We start from the raw sequence: 20,172 nt of genomic DNA, 5'->3' as shown, positions 1-20,172 counted from the left end.
CCCATCGAACGCAGCGTGCTCATAGCGCTTTTGGAAACGCACCTTTTGCGCGAAATTGCGTGGATTGAGTCGCTTGGCGGTGTGGAGCGGTGATCGGCGCGGGGTTCTGCCCAGTCATTCTTTGGGGGGGACAACCCAACGGAGAGAACGAACCATGAACGCTTCGAAGAGCATCTTTGCAAGCGCGCTGCTGCTAGGCGCGACCATGATGATGATCGGCGCCGGATGCGGCGATGACGGGGAGACCGCCACCACCTCCACCTCCACCTCGACGAGCTCGGCGACGGGCACGGGCGGCGAGGGCGGCGGCACCGGCGGCGCCGGCGGCGAAGGCGGCGCGGGCGAGGGCGGCGGCACCGGCGGCGAGGGCGGCGCGGGCGAGGGCGGCGGCACCGGCGGCGCCGGCGGCGAAGGCGGCGCGGGCGAGGGCGGCGGCACCGGCGGCGCCGGCGGCGCCGGCGAAGGCGGCGCGGGCGGCGCCTGAGTCGAGCGTGTCGATAGCGGCCATCCCTCGCCGAGCCCGCGGTACGGCGGGCGGGGGATAGGCTGTTGGAGCGCCACGCATTACCTCCCGTCGCCATGCGCCTTCGCGGCTGCATGGCTCGGTCTGGCTTTGTTCGGCGCTCTATCGCGATGTGCAGATTCGTGGAATGCTAGCTCGACCGCCAGGCCAGCGCGTGAGGCGTGCGAACGTGCGCTGAAGCGAGCCGAACGACGCGGATGAGCCCGTAGCGCACGAAGATGCGCCCCGCTGCAGGCTCGGGAATCACGGGTGGGCCGGGAGACGGCAGGTGCTTTGGGTCTTCCCTCCGTCCCGTGGTGTCCCGAGCATTTTGATTTCAGAACATGTGCCTGTCAGCGCCGGCCTCGAGGGGCTGTCTGCGCTGCCGTCGCGCGCTCTACCGCGCTGCCACGTGCCTTTCACGCTGCGGCGTACCTTGTTCGCACGACTGCGTTCCCCTCCGCGCTTGCACGCATCTCGGACGGAGCCATGGTGCAGGCGCGTCCACGCTATGCATGTTTTGCGGCCCCTCTGGTGCCGGCGTCATGGATTTTCCAGAGGGGATGTCCCCTCCGCGATGTGAGCTTTGCCCGCGGCGCCCCGGGAAGCCGCGCTGAAGTCCTTCGTTTCCTGTCGGGCGGGACGGACCGGACGACAGCGTGCTAGCGGGGCTAGCGCGCCTCGTTGCAGCGCCGAAGCTCGCTCGTGGGGCTAGCGTCGCGGTTGCACGCGCGAAGCTCCTCGGTGAGGCGGGCGACCTCGTCGACGAGGGCCTCGTTGCAGCGACGGAGCTCGCGCGAGGTGCTCTGCGCGTCACGGTGGCGCAACGCGTTGTGCACGGCCACCGCCGCCTGCGATGCGAGGAGGCCGCAGAGCTCGACCTGGCCGGCGCGGAACGCGCCAGCGGTCGCGCCGTTCTCTGCATAGAGCACGCCCGTGAGGCGGCCCTGATGCGTCATGGCGAGGCACAGGATCGAGCGAAGGCCGCCCTCGAGCAGGTAAGGGTCGTCCGCAAACCGCTCGTCCATGGCCGCGCTGGTGAGGGCGATCGGCTGCTGTGTCTGGGCGACATGCTGGACGACGCTCGCAGCGAGATCGGCGGTGGACTCGAGCGGCGTCGCGGGTCCGACGCGGACCCCTCCGCGGTCGCCGTCGAGCTCGGCCTCGATGGTCAGCGCGCCGTCGCGCGCGAGGAGCAGCACGGCGCGCTGCGCCCCCGCGCTCTCGCTCAGGGCCCGGAGGAGCCGCTCGAAGAGGCGCTCCAGGACGAGCTCCCCGCAGAGCGCGCGCGAGACGCGGAGGAGGGCGAACGCGTCGAGCGACGTGGGGCGCTCCGTGCTCGCCGGGAGCGCGGACTCCGGCGGACGGCTCTGCTGCCCGACGAGCGCGGCGCGCGCCACGAGGTGCGGGTACTTTCGCGACAGCTGTCGCGCTTTGGCCTGCGCGCCCCACCGCAGATAGCCCTCGTGGGCGTCGGCCATGTAGACGTGGGCGATCCTCTCCCTGCCGCTCGCCAGGTGGAACTTCGCGCAGAGCTCGCTGGCGAGCGCCTCGTCCCGGACGAAACCGTTCACCTTCGCCGACTCGATCGCCTGATCGTAGAGCTTCATCGCCGCGAGCTCCTCGCCGGCGGCGCGCGCGGACTCCGCGCGGAGGAGGAGGTGCTTGTGACGGTAGTTGTCCGGGCACCGCTCGGCCCACTCCGAGAACCGATCGCGGTAGCGCGCCACCGAGACGGTGGTCAGCTGCCGGCCGCGCGCCAGCGTGGGCGAGAGCAGCGTCAGGCAGGTGTAGAAGAACACCTCGGTCGCGAGGTGATCATCGACGCCGCCCTGCATCCTCGCCTCGGCCAGCGAGCCCATCCGTAGCGCCCCCTCGTGGTCCTCGTTGAGGAAGCAGATCTGCTGCCGCAGCGCGTAGTGGACGCGCGCGGCGGCGCCGTACGCCGGTGCCGAGAGCTTCGCCTCATCCCCTGCGTCGTCGAGATCGCCGTGGCTGGGCGGGCGGGACGCGCCGGCGCGCGTCGCGTCCATCAGGTCGTCGAGCGCGCGGCGCACCCCGGTCAGCGCGAGGGCGGCGAGCTCCTCCCTCGCGCGCCGCACGAGCGAGAGGAACCCGTCGACCTCGGCCCGCACCGCCTCGCACTCGTCGCCGAGCCCGAATCGAACGAGCGCGGTGTGGACGCACGCCTGGGACAGGTAGGTGAGGTCGCCCGTCCTGTGGCCCGCCTCGAGCGCGGCCTGGAAGAGATCGAGGCTGGAAAGGAGGTGATCGGTGAAGACGCTGACGTGGGCCCCGAGCACGACGCGCAGCCGGCAGGAGAGCTCGGGCTGTCCGGACCGCTCGTTCATCTCGAGCGCGAGCTGGCCGAGCTCGTAGGCCTCGTCGTAGCGGCGGAGCACCCGCGCGGCGACCCAGGCGTAGGCCATGTAGCCGTACGGGAAGACTCCGCCATGACCGCGCTCCAGCGACAGGTTGACCTGCCTGGCCGCGATGAACGTGCAGAGCGGCGGGTTCACCGTTGCGGCGGGGAGCATGAGGGCCATGAGGAGCCGGAGCGCCGCGCGGGTCCGGGCGTCCGACGCCTCGGGCTCGTCGAGCAGATCCTTGAGCCGGCGCGTGCCGAGCGCGGCGCGCGCGGCCGCGAGCTCGGCGTCTGCCGCCGCCTTCCGCCCCGGCCCGTCCTCGGGGAGGGGGACGCCGAGCATCGCGAGGGCCGTCTTTCCGAGCGCCACCGCCTCGTCGAGCCGGCCCTGGGTTGTATACACGGCGATGCGCAGCTCGTGCGCCCTGGCCCGCTCGAGATCCGAGCGCGCCTCCGCCGCGAGCACGTCGAGCAGCGCCTCCGCGCGATCGAGCCGGCCGCCGAGGTGCGCGCACTCGGCCGCCTCCGCGTGCAGCGAGAAGGCGATCTCGTGGTCTCGCTTGAAGCTCCCGTCCGGCAGCGCCGCGATCCCGGCCTCGAAGAGATCGGCGGCCGCCGGGGTCGCGCCCCGCTCCCTCGCCTTGCGGCCCGCGGCGAGGTTCATCGCGGCGAGCGCCGCCCGCTCGCGCGGCTCGACGATCAGGGGCGCGCCGAGGTTCAGGTGGTGCGCGGCCTCGAAGAGCGCCTCGTCCGAGCGCTCGCGCTGCGATCGCGCCTCGGCCATGCGCCCGAGGCGCAGGTGGACCGCGCGCCGCTCCGCGTCAGGGAGGGCGGCGTAGGCGTCGATCTCGATCTTCAGCACCTGCGCACGCGCAGTGCGCTCGTCAGCGGGCTTGCAGAGCAACTTCATCGCCATCTCCGAGGCGATCGCGGGGGGGCGCCGGCGGCGAGGCGGGGCTGGCGCGGGGGGGCCGCGCAGTCGCGCCTTCGCTCGCAGGGAGCTCCGTCGTGATCGTAGATGGGTAGGGGATCATGGAGCAGCCGGCGCCCGCGGTCGCGGGCTCCTCCAGCGGGAATACGTCCGCCGGAGTCGTGTGACAGCATCCTACCTTAAGTGGGCGTGGGTGCGCTACGGTGGTAGGCGCCCGTCTTCTCGGCCTGCCCGCGCGGCCGGCCACCCGCGGAGCCGGGGGAGGGCGGCCCCGGGGTCCGCGCGAGCGCCCCGCGGCTCGCGGCTCCCGGCGCCCGCCCGGCGTCAGGGCCTTGCGTGCGAGCTGCCCGCCCCATCGTCTGCGCCTCGCCGGGCCAGGCGGCGTCCAAGATGCCAGTCGCCCGCGCCTCGACCGCAGCGGCGAGCGACTCGGCCAGATCTCGACCATCGATGATCTGGATCCGGAACAGGCGGTGTCCGGGCGAGAGATGCCCTATCCATCTCTGTCGGCGCGCGCCTGCCAGCGCGTGAGTCGATCGATCGCGCGACCGGGGTCGAATGGCCGGTTCGCCCGGGAGCGATGGTGTGAGGAGGACATGAAGCGGCGCTGAACGAACGCGTCCTCCTGCCCGGATGAGCCCGCATCCAGCGAGAAAAGTTTGGATTTTTCAACTTCGCGAGAAGCTTGAAAGGCGCGGGCCATGGTCCGCATCCTGCAATGTTTCCAGTGTGCCCGCGTCGAGGCGGGAGAGGAGATGCAGTATGTGGTCTGTCTTGAGAGCACGGAGCGCCCTCTGCGGCGTCATCTGCTGTGGCGCCGGGTGTATGTCCTCGGAGGCTGCGGACGTTGTGGCGGAGGGCGAACCGGGAGGCGACAGCGGCGGTGCGGCGCGGGCGAACGCCGAGCACGCCTCGCCTCCCGGGATGTGCGAGATGGGGGCAGTCGGTTCCGGGGGCGTGTGTCTGGGTGCCGCGGTCGCACCCGGCGGGCGATTGGCCGGCGCGGCTGGGCTCGGCGACGGCGAGCGGGCCGAGCGGGCATGTCGGCAGAGATCGTTCAGCCGGCAGTATCCTGGCAAGAGCGCGACCCTGCGCGGCTTCACGATCGACGGCGCCGGCCGCGCGCTGCTCGCCGGCTCCTTCGAAGGGGAGCTGACCTTCGGCGGCACCCGGCTGCGGAGCGCGGGCGCGACGGACGCCTTCGTGGCCGAGCTCGACGCGTGCGGCGCGCCGCTCTGGAGCAAGCAGTTCGGCGACGGCACGGCGCAGAGCGCCATCGACGTGGCCGCGAGCGGCGGGGGTCAGTCGCTCGTGCTCGGCGATTTCTCCGGCACGGTCCGCTTCGGCGCGCACCGGCTCACCGCGGCGTCGCCGTCGGGCGCGGACCTGTTCCTCGCGAAGCTCGGCCCGCGTGGCGCGGCGAGCTGGGCGGCGCAGATCTCCGCGGAGGAGGACGCGATCCTGAGCGGTACGGCGCTCGCCGCCGATGGCCGCGGCGGCGCGCTCGTGCTCGGCAGGCTGGAGGGGGCCGCGAAGGTCGCCGGCGCGCGGATCGAGCGGCGGGCCATCGGCGCCTTCGTCGTCCGGCTCGACGCCTCCGGTCGCTTCGCGTGGGTCAGCCTGCCGCCGAGCGGCTCCGACAGCGAAGAGATCGGCATCGAGGTCGACCGCGACGGGAACATGATCCTCGCGAGCCAGGACGGGCGGGGCACGGCGACGTTCGTGACCAAGCTGGACCGGGACGGAGAGCTCGTGTGGCACAAGCGGTTCCGTGGCTCGCCGGACCAGCTCGAGGAGGCGTACGACCTCGCCGTGGATCCGGAAGGCGCCGCGCTGCTCTCCGGCAGCGGCGTCTTCGGCGAGCCCGATCTGCCGGGCGGCCCGCGGCCGTTCGTCGCCAAGATCGGCCCGGATGGCCGTGTGATCTGGGTGAAGCGCTTCGACGCGCGGAGCCCCCGCCGCGTCACGGCGAGCGGCGAGCGCGTGGTGCTGGCCGGCGATGCGCTGTGCGAGCCGGCGGATGAGCCGGCGTCGTGCAGCGCGTGGGCGGCCGGGCTCAGCTCCAGCGGAGAGGAGCAGTGGACCCGGCGCATCGGCGTGGACGTCCACGTCTCCGGGCTGGAGATGGACCCGTGGGAGAGCCCGATGCTGGCCGGGTCCTTCCAGGGCACGATGGCGCTCGGGGGCGAACGCCTCTCCAGCGACCAGGGCGCGCTCTTCCTGACCCGCTTGCCGGACCCGGGCTGACCGCGCGCGGGCGCTCGGGTTCTCCCGGAGAGAGCGCCTGGAAAGCGCCCGGCGTCGGCAGACGGCGCGGCGCGGGCCCGGCTCACACGCCGAGCGCGCGGCGGACGGCGGCGACGATCTCCTCGGGGGGGGCGCCGACGTCGACGCGGATCGCGTCCTCGGGCGGCTCCAGCGCGGCGAGCTGCGTCGAGAGGAGGCCGGGGGGCATGAAGTGATCCTTGCGCGCCGAGAGGCGCGCGGCGATCAGCGCAGGATCGCCGGTCAGGTGCACGAGGCGCATCCGCGCGGGGTCGACGAGCAGCTGCGCGCGGTGCGCCGCCTTGAGCGCCGAGCAGGCGATCACGGCGCCGCGCCCCGCGTCGAGGAGCTGGCGGATGCGCGCGGTGAGCGCCGCGATCCACGGCGCGCGATCCCGATCGTCGAGCGGCTTGCCGGCGCGCATCTTCTCGATGTTGGCGGCGGGGTGGAGGTCGTCGGCGTCGACGAGCTCCCATCCGAGCTCGCGCGCAAGGCGCGCCCCGACCGTCGTCTTCCCGGCGCCGCTCACGCCCATCACGAGCACGATCACGGGCGCCGCGCCTCTCCGAGGGCTGTCTCTCGCGCTCTTCGCATGGTGGGAGCCATCCTATCATGGGCGGTTCGGCACGCCCCCTGCTGCGCCGGGCGCATGCGTAGGCCTCCGATCCCTGTGGTCCTGTTGCCATTTTCCCTCCTCTGCGCCGGTTGCTCCTCTGACGGCGCCGGGCCGGAGCCGCGGCCCTCGCCGTCCGGGTGCGCCGATCCGGGCACCGCGGGCTGCGTCGTCGCCTCGGACAGGCAGCGGGCCCGCGCGCCTCGGGTGCCGGAGGCCGACGCCAGGGAGCTCGCCCTCGGCAACACGGCGTTCGCGCTCGAGCTCTACCGCCGCATCGGCGCTGCGCCGGGCAACCTCTTCTGTTCGCCGTACAGCGTGTCGAGCGCGCTGGCGATGACGTACGCCGGCGCGCGCGGGGAAACGGCGGAGCAGATGGCGCGCGCGCTGCGCTTCACGCTGCCAGAAACGCGGCTCCACCCGGCGTTCAACGCGCTCGATCTGGCGCTCGCGCGCCGCGGCGAGGGCGCCGAGGGGCAGGACGGCAAGGGGTTCCGGCTCCACGTGGCCAACGCGATCTGGGGGCAGGTCGGCTCCGCGTTCGTGCCGTCGTTCCTCGACGTGCTGGCGGAGAGCTACGGGGCCGGGCTGCACGTCGTCGACTTCGTGAAGGCGCCCGACGAGGCGCGGGAGATCATCAATGGCTGGGTAGCCGAGCGCACCGAGGACCGCATCAAGGACATCGTGCCTGAAGGCGCCCTCGGGCCCTCGACCCGGCTCGTGCTGACGAACGCCATCTACTTCAACGCTGCCTGGCAGTTTCCGTTCGAGGAGGAGGAGACGACTCCGGGGAGCTTCACGCTGGCGGACGGCTCCACGGTGTCCGTTCCGATGATGACCAACCACGCGCAGGTCCGTTATGGCGAGGGCGACGGCTACGAGGCGCTGGAGCTGCCCTACGACGGCGGCGAGCTGTCGATGGTGCTCGTGCTCCCGTCGGAGCTCGGCGGCTTCGAGGCGGGGCTCGATCCGGAGCGGCTGGAGGGCGTCCTCGCCTCCCTCGGGGCACGGAGCGTCACGATGGCGCTGCCGCGGTTCAAGATCGCCTCGACCCTGGATCTCGCCCCGCCGCTCGAGGATCTGGGGATGCCCGCCGCCTTCTCCGATCGCGCGGATTTCTCGGGGATCGACGGCCAGGGCGGCCTGTTCATCACCGATGTGCTCCACGAAGCGTTCGTCTCCGTCAACGAGGCGGGCACCGAGGCGGCGGCGGCGACGGCGGTGGTGATCGGCGAGACGTCGGCGCCCGAGCCCGCCACCATCCGCTTCGACCGCCCGTTCCTCTTCGTCATCCGGGATCGCGCGACGAGCGCGATCCTGTTCGTCGGCCGCGTGACCGACCCGTCCAGGTAGGAGCGCCGGGTCCGGGCGAGCGAGGCATCCCGCGACAGGCGTTGCATCCTGTCCCATGGCGCCGCGTGCCCGCCTCTACTGCGGAGGGCGCGCGCCCTCCTCAGTAGAGGCGGGGGACGAGCCGCGCGGACGTCCGGCGCGCGTAGTCGTCGTATTCCGGAAAGGTCTCGCGCAGCACGCGCTCCTCGTATCCCATGCGGATGACCTGCAGGATCATCTCGACCGTGTAGAGCAGGACCGCGGCGATGGACGGATAGATCAAGATGATCCCCGTCCCCTGGATCAGGCTGGCGAGATAGACCGGGTGGCGCACGAGCCGGTAGGGGCCATTGGTGATGAGGCGTCGCGCCTCGGGCATGACGCTGAACGACTTGCCCAGCCACCCGATGCTGACCATGGCGAGCGCCATGCCAGCGATGATGAACAGCGTGCCCACCACCTGACGGCCGGGCATCGGCGGGGCCTTGGGCAGCCATGCGATGCTCGCCGGCAGCAGGCCGGCGGCGAGCGCGGTGATGCGAGGTACGATGCCGCTCAGCTTGCGTACAGGGCGGAGACGAACGAGCGTGAACGCCGCGACGAGCAGCAGGTAGGCCCCGGTGGCCACGAGCGAGGCCACCGTCGTCCCGTACGTGAGCCCCTTGGGCCCGCTCCAGAGAAACAGGTGAGCATAGAGGTCGCGCCCGACGAACAGGGCGTTATAGAGCATGAGGACGGCGAGCGGCAGCCGCATCGCGAGGTCGTAGAGCACCGCGCCATTCATTGTATTCCCCCTTACTTCGCATCGTGAGAGGGGGCGCGTGCGAGGTCAAGCCAGCGGGGCTTTTGCCGCGTCGGATCCATCATCCATCCACCGCGGGCGCAGCGCGCTTCGACGACGGCGGGGCCGCTGTACGATCGAGGTCTGTCGGAGACAGCGCCTGCGGGGAGAAGGAGAGTTCAGCCGTATCGGCGCTTGAGGAGGAACACGGTGGTGCATAGGAAAGGCGTATCCGGAGAGACAGGGAGATAGGGATGTCTCGTCGACGCTTCCACGCGTCCACGTGCGCCGTCGACCCTCGGAGGGCCGCTGCGCTCATCGGGTCCGCCCGCCTGGGCGCTCACACCGCCTCGACCATCCTCTCCACCGCATCGCCGATCTCCCGCTCGTCCAGCGCCGCGAACCCGAGCCGCAGAAAGGGGCGCTTCTTGCCGTCGAACGCGAACCGCCGCCCCGCGGAGAACGCCACCTTCCGCGCGAGCGCGCGCTCGGCCCAGGCGTCCGCGTCGATCGCGGCGTCCACCTTGGCCCACAGGGCCATACCGCCGGCTGGCACGGCGAAGTCGAGCGCGTCGGGGAGCCGCGCGCGCAGCGACGCGACGAGCAGATCGCGCCGCGCCCGGTAGGCGCGGCGCGCGCGCTGCGCGTGGCGCTGCACCTCGCCGTCCTCGAGGAGCTCGGCGACGGCGCGCTCCACGGCGTGGTCGCCCTGCCGGTCGACGAAGGTGCGGTGGAGCGAGAGGCGCTCGATCAGCGGTCCGGGGGCGACCACGAAGCCGATCCGGAGCCCGGGGGCGAGGATCTTGGACAGGGTGCCGATGTAGACGACGACGCCGGCCGTGTCCGCGCTGGCGAGCGGCAGCACCGGGCGGCCGTCGTAGTGGAACTCGTGGTCGTAGTCGTCCTCGAGGATCGCGATCCGGCGGGCCCGGCAGAGCTCGAGGAGCGCGATGCGCCTGCCGGGCGCGAGCACCGCGGTGGTGGGGTACTGGTGGTGCGGGGTGACGTAGACGGCGCGCAGGCGCTCCCGCTCGGCGAGCTCCGAGAGCGCGTCGACGGAGAGGCCCGCGGCGTCGACCGGCAGCGGGAGGAGCCGCGCGCCGGCGAGGCGGAGCGCCTCCCACGCGGGGCGGTAACCGTAGGACTCGACGGCGACCGCGTCGCCCGGCGCGATCAGGGCGCGGGCGACGAGGTCGAGCGCCATCTGGCTGCCGCGCGTGACGAGGACCGACTCCGGCCCGGCGGCGAGGCCGCGCACCGCCGAGAGCATCGCGGCGAGGGCGGCGCGGAGGCGCCCGTCGCCGCGCGGATCGGCGTAGTCGAGCAGCTGCTTCGATCCGGCGTGCAGCGCGCGGCGGTAGGCGCGCGCGAGCGCCGCGGTCGGGACGAGGCGCATGTCGGGGAGGCCGCCGCTCATGCGCAGCGTGCCGGGCGGGATGATGGGCACGTGCCGGAGCGAGGTCGCGCCGAGGTCGAAGCCGAGCCGCGCCGGCACCTCCGCCCGCGCGGCCGCGCGCCGGGCGAAGCCGCGGGGCGCCGGCGCCGGCAGCTCCGCCGAGACGAAGGTCCCGCGCGCGGCGCTGGCCTCGATCCAGCCCTCGGCGGCGAGCTCGCGGTACGCGGCGAGGACGGTGTTGCGATGGACCGACAGGGACCGCGCGAGCGCGCGGCTGCCCGGCAGCTCGGCGCCGGCGCGGAGCCGGCCGCGGCGGATGTCGTCGGCGAGGGCGCGCGCGATCTGAAGGAAGATCGGCTGCGGGGCGGCGGGATCGACCGCGAGGGCGAGCTCCCAGGGCATGCCAGCTGGTCTAGCAGAAATCGGCGAACCGGATCTTTTGAGCGTACCAGGTGCGCGCCAACCTCGGTCCATGCGCAGGGAGATTTTTCGCATGGAGAGGGCGGAGGCCGAGGCGCTCCTCGGGCTCGCGGAGGTGGTCCACCTGGCGTCGACGACGGCGGAGGGCGAGCCGGTGCTGAGGACGGTGCACGGCGTCGTGGTCCGGGGCGCGATCGCGTTCCACGGCGCGCCCGTGGGCGAGAAGACCGAGGCCGTCGGCCGTCCCGCGGTGGTGTCGTGCGAGCAGATCGTGGCGTCGATCCCGAGCTACTTCACCGATCCGGAGCGGGCGTGTCCGGCGACGACGCTCTACCGGAGCGCGCAGGCGCACGGGGTGATCGAGCGCGTGGACGATCCGGATCACAAGGCCGAGGTGCTGGAGGCGCTGATGCGGAAGTACCAGCCCGAGGGCGGGTACACGCCGCTCGACGCGTCGAGCCCGCTCTACCGCAAGGCGATCGCGGGGATCCTCGTGCTCGCGGTCCCGCTGTCGCGGCTCGACGGCAAGGCGAAGCTCGCGCAGAACCGGACGCCCGAGGAGCGGGCGCGGCTCCTCACGAAGCTCTGGGAGCGGGGGGCGCCGGGCGATCCCGCGGCGATCGAGCTGCTCCGCGGCGCTTGCCCGGACACGCCGGTGCCCGAGTTCCTCCGCGCGCCGGAGGGCTGCGTGCTCGCGTGCGCGCTGGGCCCGCGCGACGTGGCTGCGGCGGTCGATCTGCTGGAGGGTGGCTACTGGAACCAGGGCGTGTCGCGCGAGGCGATCGCGCGGGCGCTGCTCGGCTCGTCGGCGTGGGTGGGCGCGCGCGACGCGGCGGGCCGGCTCGTGGCGACGGCGCGGGCGATCAGCGACGGGAGCAGGCGCGCGTGGATGTACGACGTGACGGTCGCGCCCTCGCTGCGGGGCCGCGGCGTCGGCGAGGCGGTGGTGCGGCTGCTGCTCGGGCACCCGGCGGTCCGCGGCGCCAGCCACGTCCACCTGGGCACCCAGGACGCGCACACGTTCTACGCGCGGTTCGGTTTCCGTGACCGCGCGGCGCTGCCGCCGCGGCCGTTCACGTCGACGGAGATGCAGCTCGTCCGTGCGTGAATCGGCGCTCGAGCGGCCGACGGGGCCGCGCGGCTAACAGGCCGGGATTTCGGCTGATTTCGAGCTCATTGTGGAGGATTGGCCGGATGATCCGTCCGATGAGTATTCTTACAATCTCGCCGCGCCCTGCCAGGTGGAGGCAGCCAGCGCAGCATCGCGCGACCTCGCGTGTACGTATGCAGACGGCACGGTGCACGGCCTGACGCTCACCATTTCCAATCTGCACATCGTCGGTGCCATTCCGGCGAGCGGTCCCGTGTTCCTTCGGGCGGCGCGATATGACGAGTTCGGCGAGGTCTATCAGTGGTTCGAGGTGCGCGCCGGCTCCGATGTCACGGGCGCGCTGCTCGCGGGAGGCGCTCGCGCTTCGAGCTGGACCCCTGAAGCCTACTTCGCGCCGATCTCGATGGTGCCGGCCACCGGAGAAGGATGTCCCGTAGAAATCCGACGTGAATGCCTGAGCAGCCGCAGATCCCGGATCCAGTTCTGGGTCGACCATGTGCCCGGCGCCTCGATTCTCGACGGGCACGAAGGTGATATCGACGCGAGCGGGGCATACCGCGCGATCGTGGGCACGAGCGTGGACAACCACATGAGCGACGGTGACGCCTGCCACCCGGGCGACGATCCGAGCTACGCTGACGAGTGGCGTGTCCTGATTGGCGCAAAAGCGATGGATGGCCGCTAGAACTTCGCTTGGAGCGCGCGGCCACGCCACCGACGCGACCGCCGAGGCGTCGGTCGGCCACCGTCGCGCCCTCGCCGGCGATCCCTCGATCGGCGATCAGCGCGCGGATTCCGGGCGAAGCGCAGCAGAGCCAGCCGCGAACGTTGCGGAGAGGCAGAGGACCCAGCGCGCCACAGTGGATTCGAACCACTGGCCTTCGGCTCCGGAGGCCGACTTGGTGATGCCGCCAGACCGGATCCGACCGAGAAAATCGCGAGCCATGGCCCCGTTGGCCTGAGTCGCGAACCGCAGGGAAATCGGCGGGTTCGCCCCGATTGGCCCGAATTGGTCCAGGCGTCGGCTGACCCGGAGGCCGCGGCGGCCTCGCTCAGGTAGGACGGCAGGTCCTCGCGTCGTCGCTGGTGTGGGACGTGCTCGAGGCCGAACTCGACGAACTCGCCCCGGTAAGCCCGGTAAGCGAGGGTCGACGGTGAGGCCTGCATCCTCAACGGCCGCCGCGCCCACGCTTCCGCCGCTCGATCTCGGTGTGCCCCGCGTGCGCGCCACCGTGGCGCGTACGTGCGCCGATGCTCCCGAACCGAGGAGGCGCCGCCGGCCCGCTCGGGTCGACGCCATGGAGGTCACTCGGGAGCGCGCGGCGAACCTCGCCCTGGCGATCGCTGGCGTCGTGAGGAAGCTCCAGGCAGGGCGCGGCACGCGCGAGGAGCTTCGCCAGCAGGGCCAGCGCGACCTCCAGGAACTCGAGGCGCTGCTGGGCATGGCGGACGTCGTGCTGCCAGCCTCGGCTCCCGAGCGGGGCTCGCTAGGGCGCCGGGCCTGGGAGGGCTTCGCGCCGCCGGCGAGCGCCGTCGAGAACGCCTGCGCGCTCGCCGTCTGGGCCGCGTTGGATGTACCGATCGAGGAGGTCGTGCTGACCTGGCGCGCGACGCTCGCAGGCGTGGATCCGCCGCCTCGCGGCGACGGCGACGCAGTGGCGCATGAGGTGAGGGGTTCAGGCTACGCACAACGCCGGCTGGATGCCACTGCGCGCGCTCACCTTACAGGCCCTCGATGACGCCCTGCGCCTTCTTGCCTGTGTCGAGGCTGGCTCCGTCGTTCATCTGGAGGAAGACCCGGGCCTTCTGGTTCCCGTACCGGTGCGGACCAGCGAGCATGGCCATGGCCTTGAAGGCCTCGACGGTAGCCGAGTAGTCGTCGTCCGCGGCGAAGGTAAGCACCTGGCCCGTCTTACCAGGGACCTCGACGAGGTCGAAGTCATACTTCTGCGCGGCGCGCGCGGTCAGCGCGAGGGGTTTCGCCTCCCGGCAGTTCTTGGCGATGCCCGCGGCCTCGAGTTTCGAGCAAACCTCGGCAGCAGCTGGTTTTTGGGAGCAGCCGGCGATAGCGAGGCAGAACACGAGCAGCGACGCGGTGCGAGTGAGCATGTGGGACCCTCCACGGTCAGGCTACGGCTCGCATCCGATCGGCCGCAAGGCTCGCGACGGCTCAGCGATCGAGGGGGCGCGCGTTCAGCAGACGGCACGCACTGCTCCGCGTACGCTGGCTCGCATGGGGCACAGGGATCGCGCGGTCGGGAAGGGGTGCGCGGTCATCGCCACGCTCGTGACGGCCGCCGTGGGGTCGTGCACCGCTTCGCTGCTCTTCTTGAGCCCCGGCGCTCGTCCAAAGCCGCGCCCCGACGTACAGCCGCAGACGGCGCAGGTCATCGCCACGGCGACGGCGACGATCAGCGCGAAGCCCGGCAACGGTCGGATCGGCATCGGCCCCGCTCCAGAGGAACGGTCGCAAGAGCGCTCCGACCCGCGCTGGCAGCACTATCGGGCGATCGGCCCCGCGGCTCGTGAGAAGGCGCTGCGAAACGCCTGCCCGGGCGGACGGTGCAACCCCCAGCTGACGCGCCTGATCATCGCGGCAGCGGACACCCCGATCGAGGCGGCGTCGCTGCGGAACGTGATCATGGCGATGGAGTACACCGCGTCCGAGCCGGCGAGGGAACGACAGCGTCAGGCCGCCAGCGCCCGCGAGCGAGCAGCGCCAGCCGAGAGCGAGGTCGGTCGTGTCTGCTGCTGCGATGGCACTGTCTCTCCGAGCTGCACGACCGTCCACCGCGGCTGCTGCTCGCGGCACGGCGGCGTCTGCGCCTGCCGGTAGGAGTTCCTCCTGTCGCGCTTAGCCAGCGCCCGTCACACGCCGCCTCATAAGCTCGGCGTCTTCCACGCCAGCTACGGGCAAGAGACTTCCGTCGGCAGCGGCTCACAGCCAGCGACGCCGCGGTGGTGGGAGCAGCACCCTCGGTGTGGCCCGTGGCAGCTGCAGGTGGGGCTCATTGTCCCGTCCCGACACAGGAGGCCCCGCAGCTTCTCGAACTCGGCCCGCTCAACGCGGAGGAGAGGCGCCTCCTTCGCCTTCATCAGGGCGAGCGCCTTGCGGACGTCGGGCGCGGGTCGGTCCTTGGCTTCGATGGGATCGAGGAGCTCTCTGGCACGGCAGTAGGCGTGCTTCGCCTCACCGCCATCGCTCGTGAGGACCTCGGTTGCGAGGGCGGCGCGCTCCGCCGGCGGCCTGGCCGCCTCGATGGCCGCGAGGCGCGCCTTCTCCTGCTTCCGCTGCTCTTGTTCGTGCCGCTCGCGAAGCTCCTGGTTCGCGCGCTCCGCCCTGGCGAATATGTCGGCGTCGGGGTTCGGGCGGGGGCTGCTGCGCGACGGCTGGTCATCGAACCCTCGCGACACGAGAAACGCGAACATCGAGGACAGCAGGACTATGGTGCCCGCTTTCTGGACGAACGTGAGCCCTTCCCAGCCTTGGTTGCCGGCGGGCGTTCGGTCGTCCCCCACGCAACCAGGCTACCAGGATCCGGGGGTGACCGACTGCCGTTCTGGCGCTCGCTCCACCCCGGTGGCGCTCGCTCTCGACCTACACCCCGTACACCCACCAGACGCGCAGCACGCCGTCCCAGGGGTCGAGCGTGGTGAGGACGCGGTACCGCCCGACGCGCAGTCTCATGACACCGACATGGTCAGCGGGGACGCGGCGGACGTCGCCCTCGCCGGTCGTGGCGAAGCGCTGCACGGCCGCGTCGATGCGTTCACCGTCACGCCAGTGGATCCGCTGAAGTGAGATGATGCCCGACGGCATCCACTCGACCTCCCAGCTCATCGACGCAGGCGCGCGCGCATCAGTTCGTCGAACTCCGCCTCAGCGCCTTCGGCTTCTGCCCGCCGCCGGAGCTCAGCCGTGACCACCTCGTGCGGGATCCCCTGGCCGTCCGCCCCAGCCTCCATCGCCGCGCACTCCTCCTCCGTCAGCGGCTCGTCATCGATCGGCGCGCGCAGAACGGCCTGCCACACCGGGTCGTTCTCGGGGATGGCCCGCTGCCGAGCAGGCGCGGCGCTGTCTCGTCGGGGACTCATGCCCGAGAGGCTACTACGGGCCTCTCGTCCGATCGATGGCGCAGGATGTGGAAAATATAGACCGTTGACCGCAATGCGCGGCGTCAGCGGAGCCGATCCCGCTCTCAGCGCTCTTGCTCGGCAATGGATGCGTCGGCAGCGCGGACGCCCATGACGAAGAACTCCGCGTCCGCCGTGTCGTCGAGGTCTAGGCCGGCGCGGAGCAGCTCGCAGCCACCGCCTCGAGGTCGATTCAGCGCGCCACAGTGGATTCGAACCACTGGCCTTCGGCTCCGGAGGCCGACGCTCTATCCAGCTGAGCTAGTGGCGCACTCTCGCGGGTTTCGCGAGGGGCCCCGAACCTACCCAAGACCTGGCTCTCGCGCAACCCCATTCCTGCACCTTTGCGCGCTGCCGCCATCCCGCCCCGCCCACGCCGCGTCGCCCGTCGCTCGCCGAGGGCCCGCGCCGGCCGTGGCGCCGCCGCCCGCCCGCCCGCCCGCGAGGGCGGCGTGGCGACGGCCAAAATTTGGCCACCGGCCCGTCTGTCCGGCATTCCCGGGGCATGGATGCCCGACAGCGAAGCTCCGCGCTCCCGGCCCCCGCGCGCGGACCCCTCCCGCTCGCCCTGGCCGTCGCCGCCCTCGCCCTGCCGGCCTGCACCGGCGGGGAGAACGCCACGCCCGAGGGCATCATCAGCCTCTCCGCGGGCGCGGCCCAGCAGGCCGCCGAGAACGACCCCGCCACCCTCCCGCGCCCGGACGGGCCCCGCATCGGCGCCGTGCAGATGGTCGCGCCCATCTACGAGAAGGCGGACCGGCGCTCGGCCAAGCTCGGCTACCTCCGCGCGGGCGGGACGGCGCCCCGCGGGGAGAAGCCCGCCGCGTTCGACGACTGCCAGGGCGGCTACTACCGCGTGCTGCCCGCCGGGTACATGTGCGCGGACGGCGACGCCACGATCGACACGCAGCACCCGATCGTCCGGGCGCTCACGCGGCGGCCCGACCTGTCCAAGCCGATGCCGTACCCGTACGCCTTCGTCCGGGCCATCGCGCCGAACTACTACCGGATGCCGTCCACGAAGGAGCAGCTCAAGTACGAGATGAGCCTGGAGCGGCACCTCCGCAGCTACAAGAAGCTCAAGAAGAAGTGGGACGAGATCAAGGTCGGCGCCAACGACGTGCCGCTCGACGCGGCGGGCAACGCCGTCGCCGACCCGCCCGCGGCGCCGCCCGAGATCGGCGACAGCGAGCTCTTCGGCGGCAACGGCAGCGACGAGATCCCCTGGTTCTTCAAGGGCGGCCGGCAGCTCCCGAACATCTCGTCGTTCAAGGTCCCGGGCTACGCGATCATCACCAACCGGATCGCGCGCAAGGCAGGGCTCGCCCTCATCGACACCTTCATGGGCGACGGCGGGCGGCGCTTCGCCCTGACCACCGACGCGCGGCTCGTGCCCACCTCGAAGCTCAAGCCCGCCCGCGGCTCCACGTTCCACGGCGTCGACATGACCAAGGGGTGGGAGCTGCCGCTCGCGTTCGTGCACCGGCAGGACGCGAAGCGCTACGACATCTCCGGCGGCGAGATGGAGAAGGCGGGCGAGCTGCCCTGGCACACCGCCGTGCAGCTCACGGGGCGCTCGAAGAAGGTCGGCGGCGCCCGCCTCGTCGAGGCGAAGGACGGGACGTGGGTGCGCGACTCCGACGTCGCCATCGCGGTGAAGCCCTCGGAGCTGCCGTCGCACGCGCAGGGGACCGTGAAGTGGATCGACATCTCGATCCTGAGCCAGACGCTCATCCTCTACGAGGGCAAAAAGCCCGTCTACGCCACCGCGGCGGCCACGGGCCGCGACGGGCTCGGCGACCCCAAGAAGACCTTCTCGACCGTGCGCGGGACGTTCCGGATCCGCGACAAACACGTCACGACGACCATGGACGCGCACGAGGTCGACAACAAGTTCGAGCTCCGCGACGTGCCGTGGGTGCAGTACTTCGAGGCCGGCTACGCGATCCACGCGGCGCCGTGGCACGACGACTACGGCAAGCCGCGCAGCCACGGGTGCATCAACCTGTCGCCGATCGACGCGCGGCGGGTCTTCCTCTGGACCGATCCCCCCGTGCCCGACGGGTGGCACGGGGTCAGCGCGGGGAAGATCACGGGCGAAGGGACCATCGTCCACATCCATCCCTAGAGCGGAGCGGCGGGGGTCAGTCCTCGTCGGCCTCGGCCTTGAAGCCGCTCTCCTTGATCACCTTGTCCTGCACCATCGGCGGGCAGACCTCCAGGTGCTCGACGTTCATCGTGAACGTGCCTTTGCCCTGGGTCATGCTCTTCAGCTTCGACTCGTACTCGAGCACCTCGGCGAGCGGGACGAACGCGTTCACGATCGTCTGGCTCTCGACCGAGTCCGTGCCGATGATCCTCCCGCGGCGGCTGTTGATGTCGCCGATGATGTCGCCCATCGCGACGCTCGGCGCCGTCACCGAGAGCCGCACGATGGGCTCGAGCAGCACCGGCGCGCACTGCGCGGCGGCGGCCTTGAAGGCCTTGCTGCCCGCCATCTGGAACGCCGCGTCCGAGGAGTCGACGTCGTGGTACTTGCCGTCGAAGAGCCGGACCTTGACGTCGATCATCGGGTAGCCCGCCAGGACGCCCTTCGACATCGACTTGACGATGCCCTTCTCGACCGAGGGGATGAACTGCCGCGGCACGGCGCCGCCCACGACCGCGTCCTCGAAGACGAAGCCGCCGCCGCGCGGCAAAGGCTCCATGTCGATGTAGCAGACGCCGAACTGGCCATGTCCGCCCGTCTGCTTCTTGTGCTTGCCCTCGATGTTCGTGGCCTTCTTCGAGATCGTCTCCTTATAGGCGATGTGCGGCGGGCCGAGCCGACAGTCGACCCCGACGCGCCGGCGGATGCGCTCCACCGTGATCTCCAGGTGCAGGGCGCCGAGGCCCGAGACGACGAGCTCGCGGGTCGACGCGTCCTGGTGCACGCTGAGCCCCGGGTCCTCCTCGGTCAGCCGGTAGAGCGCGTTGCCGACCTTGTCCTCGCCGCCCTTCGCGTCGAACCGCACGCCGCGCGAGAAGAGGGCCGGCGGCAGCTCCGGCGCGGAGAGCAGGAACGCGTGCTTCTCGTCGGAGAGGGTGTGCCCGCTCAGCGTGGCCTTCAGCTTGTGCAGCGCCACGATGTCCCCGGCGCGCGCCTCGTCCATCTGCTTGTGGTCCTTGCCGACCACGCCGTGGATCTTGCCGAGCCGCTCCGAGCCGCCCGTGCTCGCGTTGAGCATCGTGGCGTCGGGCCGGAGCACGCCGGAGAGCACGCGCACGAACGAGGTACGGCCGGCGTGCGGATCGATCGAGGTCTTGAAGACGAACGCCGCGGCCGGGGCCTCCGCCGCCGACGGCCGCTCCGCGGCTTGCGGCGCGGCGCCGGGCTTGCCGCTCGGGACGACGCCGCTCCAGTCCGGGTGCTCGGTCGGCGGCGGCACGAGCTCGACGATGCCGTCGAGCAGCGCGGCGACGCCGCTCGGGCGGACCCCGGAGGCGAAGTAGACCGGGATCAGCGCCCCCCGGCGGACCGCGGCGCGGAGCCCCTGATCGAGCTCCTCCTGCGTGAGATCGCCCTCGGTCAGGTACCGCTCGGTGAGCTCGTCGTCGCTGCCGGCGACGTCGTCGACGAGCTTCCCCCGGGCCTTCTCGACGGCGCCTGCGGCGTCGGCCGGCGCGGGAGAGCCCGCGGCCGTGGCGGGCGCCTCGGGCTTGTCGAGCCAGGCCTTCTTCGTCCGGATGGCGACGACCCCCCGGTGCTGGAGCCCCTCGCCGACGCGCTCCTCCATCACCGCGAGCGGCGCCTTGAGGCGCGCGCGGACCTCGGCGAGCACCTCGTCGGGTCGGGCGTTCTCGGCGTCGACCTTCGTGACGACGATCATGCACGGTAGCTTTGCGTCCCTCACCCAGCCGAAGACGCGCTCGGTGATCGGCTGCACGCCGTCCTTGCCGCTCACGACGAGGATGGCCGCGTCGACCGCCGCGAGGGCGAGCCGCGTCTCGGCGAGGAAGCTGCCCTCGCCCGGCGTGTCGACGAGGTTGACCTTCTTCCCCGCCCAGGAGAGGTGCGCGACGCTCGCCTCGAACGAGCAAACGTGCTCTTTTTCCTCGGCGGTCTCGTCGAGGACACTCGACTTGTCGTCCACCTTGCCGAGCTTGGCCGTCGCCTTGGCGACGTACAGCATGCCCTCGGCAAGCGATGTCTTCCCAGCCCCCTTGTGTCCGATGATTGCAACGTTCCTGATGTCCCCTGCCTCAGTCGTTGTCATCCCTCGTTCGTACCAATCCCCGTCGAGATCGAGAAGGCCGGCACGCGATTTTTGCGGCGCTTTCCT

At 71.8% G+C, this 20,172-nt stretch carries 18 protein-coding genes and 1 tRNA gene; 8 read left to right on the top strand and 11 right to left on the bottom strand.

The features are described 5' to 3' along the window. Positions 1 to 154 precede the first annotated feature (154 nt). On the top strand, positions 155 to 484 hold the full coding sequence (locus tag ACSRUE_RS42090) for a hypothetical protein (protein ID WP_441288480.1): 330 nt from the start codon (positions 155 to 157) through the stop codon (positions 482 to 484). Positions 485 to 1,173: 689 nt separating this feature from the next. Here ACSRUE_RS42090 and ACSRUE_RS42085 read toward each other — a convergent pair. Both ACSRUE_RS42085 and ACSRUE_RS42080 read right to left on the bottom strand, forming a co-directional pair. Next, positions 1,174 to 3,777 carry a GAF domain-containing protein gene (locus tag ACSRUE_RS42085; protein ID WP_441288479.1) on the bottom strand — a complete coding sequence of 868 codons (2,604 nt, stop codon included), beginning with the start codon at positions 3,775 to 3,777 and terminating at the stop codon, positions 1,174 to 1,176. Between the two features lie 514 nt (positions 3,778 to 4,291). Then, positions 4,292 to 4,501: a hypothetical protein gene (locus ACSRUE_RS42080; protein ID WP_441288478.1), complete on the bottom strand. Its 210-nt coding sequence runs from the start codon at positions 4,499 to 4,501 to the stop codon at positions 4,292 to 4,294. 290 nt (positions 4,502 to 4,791) lie between these two features. Here ACSRUE_RS42080 and ACSRUE_RS42075 point away from each other — a divergent pair, with 290 nt between their 5' ends. Next, complete coding sequence (locus tag ACSRUE_RS42075; protein ID WP_441288477.1) at positions 4,792 to 6,045, top strand: hypothetical protein; 1,254 nt, start codon at positions 4,792 to 4,794, stop codon at positions 6,043 to 6,045. Between the two features lie 82 nt (positions 6,046 to 6,127). Here ACSRUE_RS42075 and ACSRUE_RS42070 read toward each other — a convergent pair whose 3' ends face one another. Continuing rightward, positions 6,128 to 6,613 carry a gluconokinase gene (locus tag ACSRUE_RS42070; RefSeq protein WP_437769785.1) on the bottom strand — a complete coding sequence of 162 codons (486 nt, stop codon included), beginning with the start codon at positions 6,611 to 6,613 and terminating at the stop codon, positions 6,128 to 6,130. 99 nt (positions 6,614 to 6,712) lie between these two features. Here ACSRUE_RS42070 and ACSRUE_RS42065 point away from each other — a divergent pair, with 99 nt between their 5' ends. Beyond that, a complete protein-coding gene (locus ACSRUE_RS42065; RefSeq protein WP_441288476.1) occupies positions 6,713 to 8,029 on the top strand; it encodes a serpin family protein in 1,317 nt (438 codons plus the stop codon). Between the two features lie 100 nt (positions 8,030 to 8,129). On the opposite strand, the gene ACSRUE_RS42060 is transcribed toward ACSRUE_RS42065, so the two are convergent. Further along, positions 8,130 to 8,792, bottom strand: a complete 663-nt coding sequence (locus tag ACSRUE_RS42060; RefSeq protein WP_441288475.1) for a methyltransferase family protein — start codon at positions 8,790 to 8,792, stop codon at positions 8,130 to 8,132. 337 nt (positions 8,793 to 9,129) lie between these two features. Further along, a complete protein-coding gene (pdxR, locus tag ACSRUE_RS42055; protein WP_441288474.1) occupies positions 9,130 to 10,587 on the bottom strand; it encodes a MocR-like pyridoxine biosynthesis transcription factor PdxR in 1,458 nt (485 codons plus the stop codon). 91 nt (positions 10,588 to 10,678) lie between these two features. On the opposite strand from pdxR, the gene ACSRUE_RS42050 reads away from it, so the two are divergent. The 3 genes from ACSRUE_RS42050 (at position 10,679) to ACSRUE_RS42040 (ending at position 13,455) form a co-directional block, all read left to right on the top strand. Next, positions 10,679 to 11,713, top strand: a complete 1,035-nt coding sequence (locus ACSRUE_RS42050; RefSeq protein ID WP_441288473.1) for a GNAT family N-acetyltransferase — start codon at positions 10,679 to 10,681, stop codon at positions 11,711 to 11,713. A 70-nt stretch (positions 11,714 to 11,783) separates the two neighbouring features. After that, positions 11,784 to 12,401: a hypothetical protein gene (locus ACSRUE_RS42045; protein ID WP_441288472.1), complete on the top strand. Its 618-nt coding sequence runs from the start codon at positions 11,784 to 11,786 to the stop codon at positions 12,399 to 12,401. Between the two features lie 667 nt (positions 12,402 to 13,068). Then, the gene (locus ACSRUE_RS42040; protein WP_441288471.1) at positions 13,069 to 13,455 is read left to right on the top strand and encodes a hypothetical protein; all 387 of its coding nucleotides are present in this window, start codon (positions 13,069 to 13,071) and stop codon (positions 13,453 to 13,455) included. Here the strand turns inward: ACSRUE_RS42040 and ACSRUE_RS42035 are convergent. Next, a complete protein-coding gene (locus tag ACSRUE_RS42035) occupies positions 13,439 to 13,825 on the bottom strand; it encodes a hypothetical protein (RefSeq protein ID WP_441288470.1) in 387 nt (128 codons plus the stop codon). The two genes, ACSRUE_RS42040 and ACSRUE_RS42035, sit on opposite strands and share 17 nt — an antisense overlap. Before the next feature lie 124 nt (positions 13,826 to 13,949). Here ACSRUE_RS42035 and ACSRUE_RS42030 point away from each other — a divergent pair, with 124 nt between their 5' ends. After that, positions 13,950 to 14,552, top strand: a complete 603-nt coding sequence (locus ACSRUE_RS42030) for a hypothetical protein (protein WP_441288469.1) — start codon at positions 13,950 to 13,952, stop codon at positions 14,550 to 14,552. A 71-nt stretch (positions 14,553 to 14,623) separates the two neighbouring features. On the opposite strand, the gene ACSRUE_RS42025 is transcribed toward ACSRUE_RS42030, so the two are convergent. The 4 genes from ACSRUE_RS42025 to ACSRUE_RS42010 all read right to left on the bottom strand — a co-directional run bounded on the left by ACSRUE_RS42025 (position 14,624) and on the right by ACSRUE_RS42010 (position 16,121). Next, complete coding sequence (locus ACSRUE_RS42025) at positions 14,624 to 15,235, bottom strand: hypothetical protein (RefSeq protein ID WP_441288468.1); 612 nt, start codon at positions 15,233 to 15,235, stop codon at positions 14,624 to 14,626. A gap of 79 nt (positions 15,236 to 15,314) precedes the next feature. Next, entirely contained in the window at positions 15,315 to 15,557 is a 243-nt protein-coding gene (locus ACSRUE_RS42020) for a type II toxin-antitoxin system RelE family toxin (protein WP_441288467.1), read from the bottom strand. Further along, positions 15,554 to 15,748, bottom strand: coding sequence for a hypothetical protein (locus ACSRUE_RS42015; RefSeq protein ID WP_441288466.1), 195 nt, complete (start codon positions 15,746 to 15,748; stop codon positions 15,554 to 15,556). Before ACSRUE_RS42015 ends, ACSRUE_RS42020 begins: the two co-directional genes overlap by 4 nt. Positions 15,749 to 16,047: 299 nt before the next feature. After that, positions 16,048 to 16,121: transfer RNA gene (locus tag ACSRUE_RS42010), tRNA-Arg, on the bottom strand. Positions 16,122 to 16,355: 234 nt separating this feature from the next. Here ACSRUE_RS42010 and ACSRUE_RS42005 point away from each other — a divergent pair. After that, complete coding sequence (locus ACSRUE_RS42005) at positions 16,356 to 17,978, top strand: L,D-transpeptidase (protein ID WP_441288465.1); 1,623 nt, start codon at positions 16,356 to 16,358, stop codon at positions 17,976 to 17,978. A gap of 16 nt (positions 17,979 to 17,994) precedes the next feature. Here ACSRUE_RS42005 and fusA read toward each other — a convergent pair whose 3' ends face one another. Further along, positions 17,995 to 20,106 (bottom strand): elongation factor G, encoded by a 2,112-nt coding sequence (gene fusA / locus ACSRUE_RS42000; RefSeq protein ID WP_441288464.1) that lies wholly within the window; start codon positions 20,104 to 20,106, stop codon positions 17,995 to 17,997. Positions 20,107 to 20,172 lie beyond the last annotated feature (66 nt).

The organism is Sorangium sp. KYC3313, assembly GCF_052075895.1.
Taxonomy (GTDB): Bacteria; Myxococcota_A; Polyangia; order Polyangiales; family Polyangiaceae; genus Sorangium; species Sorangium cellulosum_B.
This window is presented reverse-complemented; position numbering and strand designations above follow the sequence as displayed.

Excerpts from the sequence above, each read along its gene's own strand:
- ACSRUE_RS42035 (WP_441288470.1), bottom strand. The coding sequence starts at position 13,825 with ATGCTCACTCGCACCGCGTCGCTGCTCGTGTTCTGCCTCGCTATCGCC.
- ACSRUE_RS42085 (WP_441288479.1), bottom strand. The coding sequence starts at position 3,777 with ATGAAGTTGCTCTGCAAGCCCGCTGACGAGCGCACTGCGCGTGCGCAG.
- pdxR (WP_441288474.1), bottom strand. The coding sequence starts at position 10,587 with ATGCCCTGGGAGCTCGCCCTCGCGGTCGATCCCGCCGCCCCGCAGCCG.
- fusA (WP_441288464.1), bottom strand. The coding sequence starts at position 20,106 with ATGACAACGACTGAGGCAGGGGACATCAGGAACGTTGCAATCATCGGA.
- ACSRUE_RS42020 (WP_441288467.1), bottom strand. The coding sequence starts at position 15,557 with ATGAGCTGGGAGGTCGAGTGGATGCCGTCGGGCATCATCTCACTTCAG.
- ACSRUE_RS42050 (WP_441288473.1), top strand. The coding sequence starts at position 10,679 with ATGGAGAGGGCGGAGGCCGAGGCGCTCCTCGGGCTCGCGGAGGTGGTC.
- ACSRUE_RS42065 (WP_441288476.1), top strand. The coding sequence starts at position 6,713 with ATGCGTAGGCCTCCGATCCCTGTGGTCCTGTTGCCATTTTCCCTCCTC.
- ACSRUE_RS42090 (WP_441288480.1), top strand. The coding sequence starts at position 155 with ATGAACGCTTCGAAGAGCATCTTTGCAAGCGCGCTGCTGCTAGGCGCG.
- ACSRUE_RS42005 (WP_441288465.1), top strand. The coding sequence starts at position 16,356 with ATGGATGCCCGACAGCGAAGCTCCGCGCTCCCGGCCCCCGCGCGCGGA.
- ACSRUE_RS42060 (WP_441288475.1), bottom strand. The coding sequence starts at position 8,792 with ATGAATGGCGCGGTGCTCTACGACCTCGCGATGCGGCTGCCGCTCGCC.
- ACSRUE_RS42080 (WP_441288478.1), bottom strand. The coding sequence starts at position 4,501 with ATGGCCCGCGCCTTTCAAGCTTCTCGCGAAGTTGAAAAATCCAAACTT.
- ACSRUE_RS42030 (WP_441288469.1), top strand. The coding sequence starts at position 13,950 with ATGGGGCACAGGGATCGCGCGGTCGGGAAGGGGTGCGCGGTCATCGCC.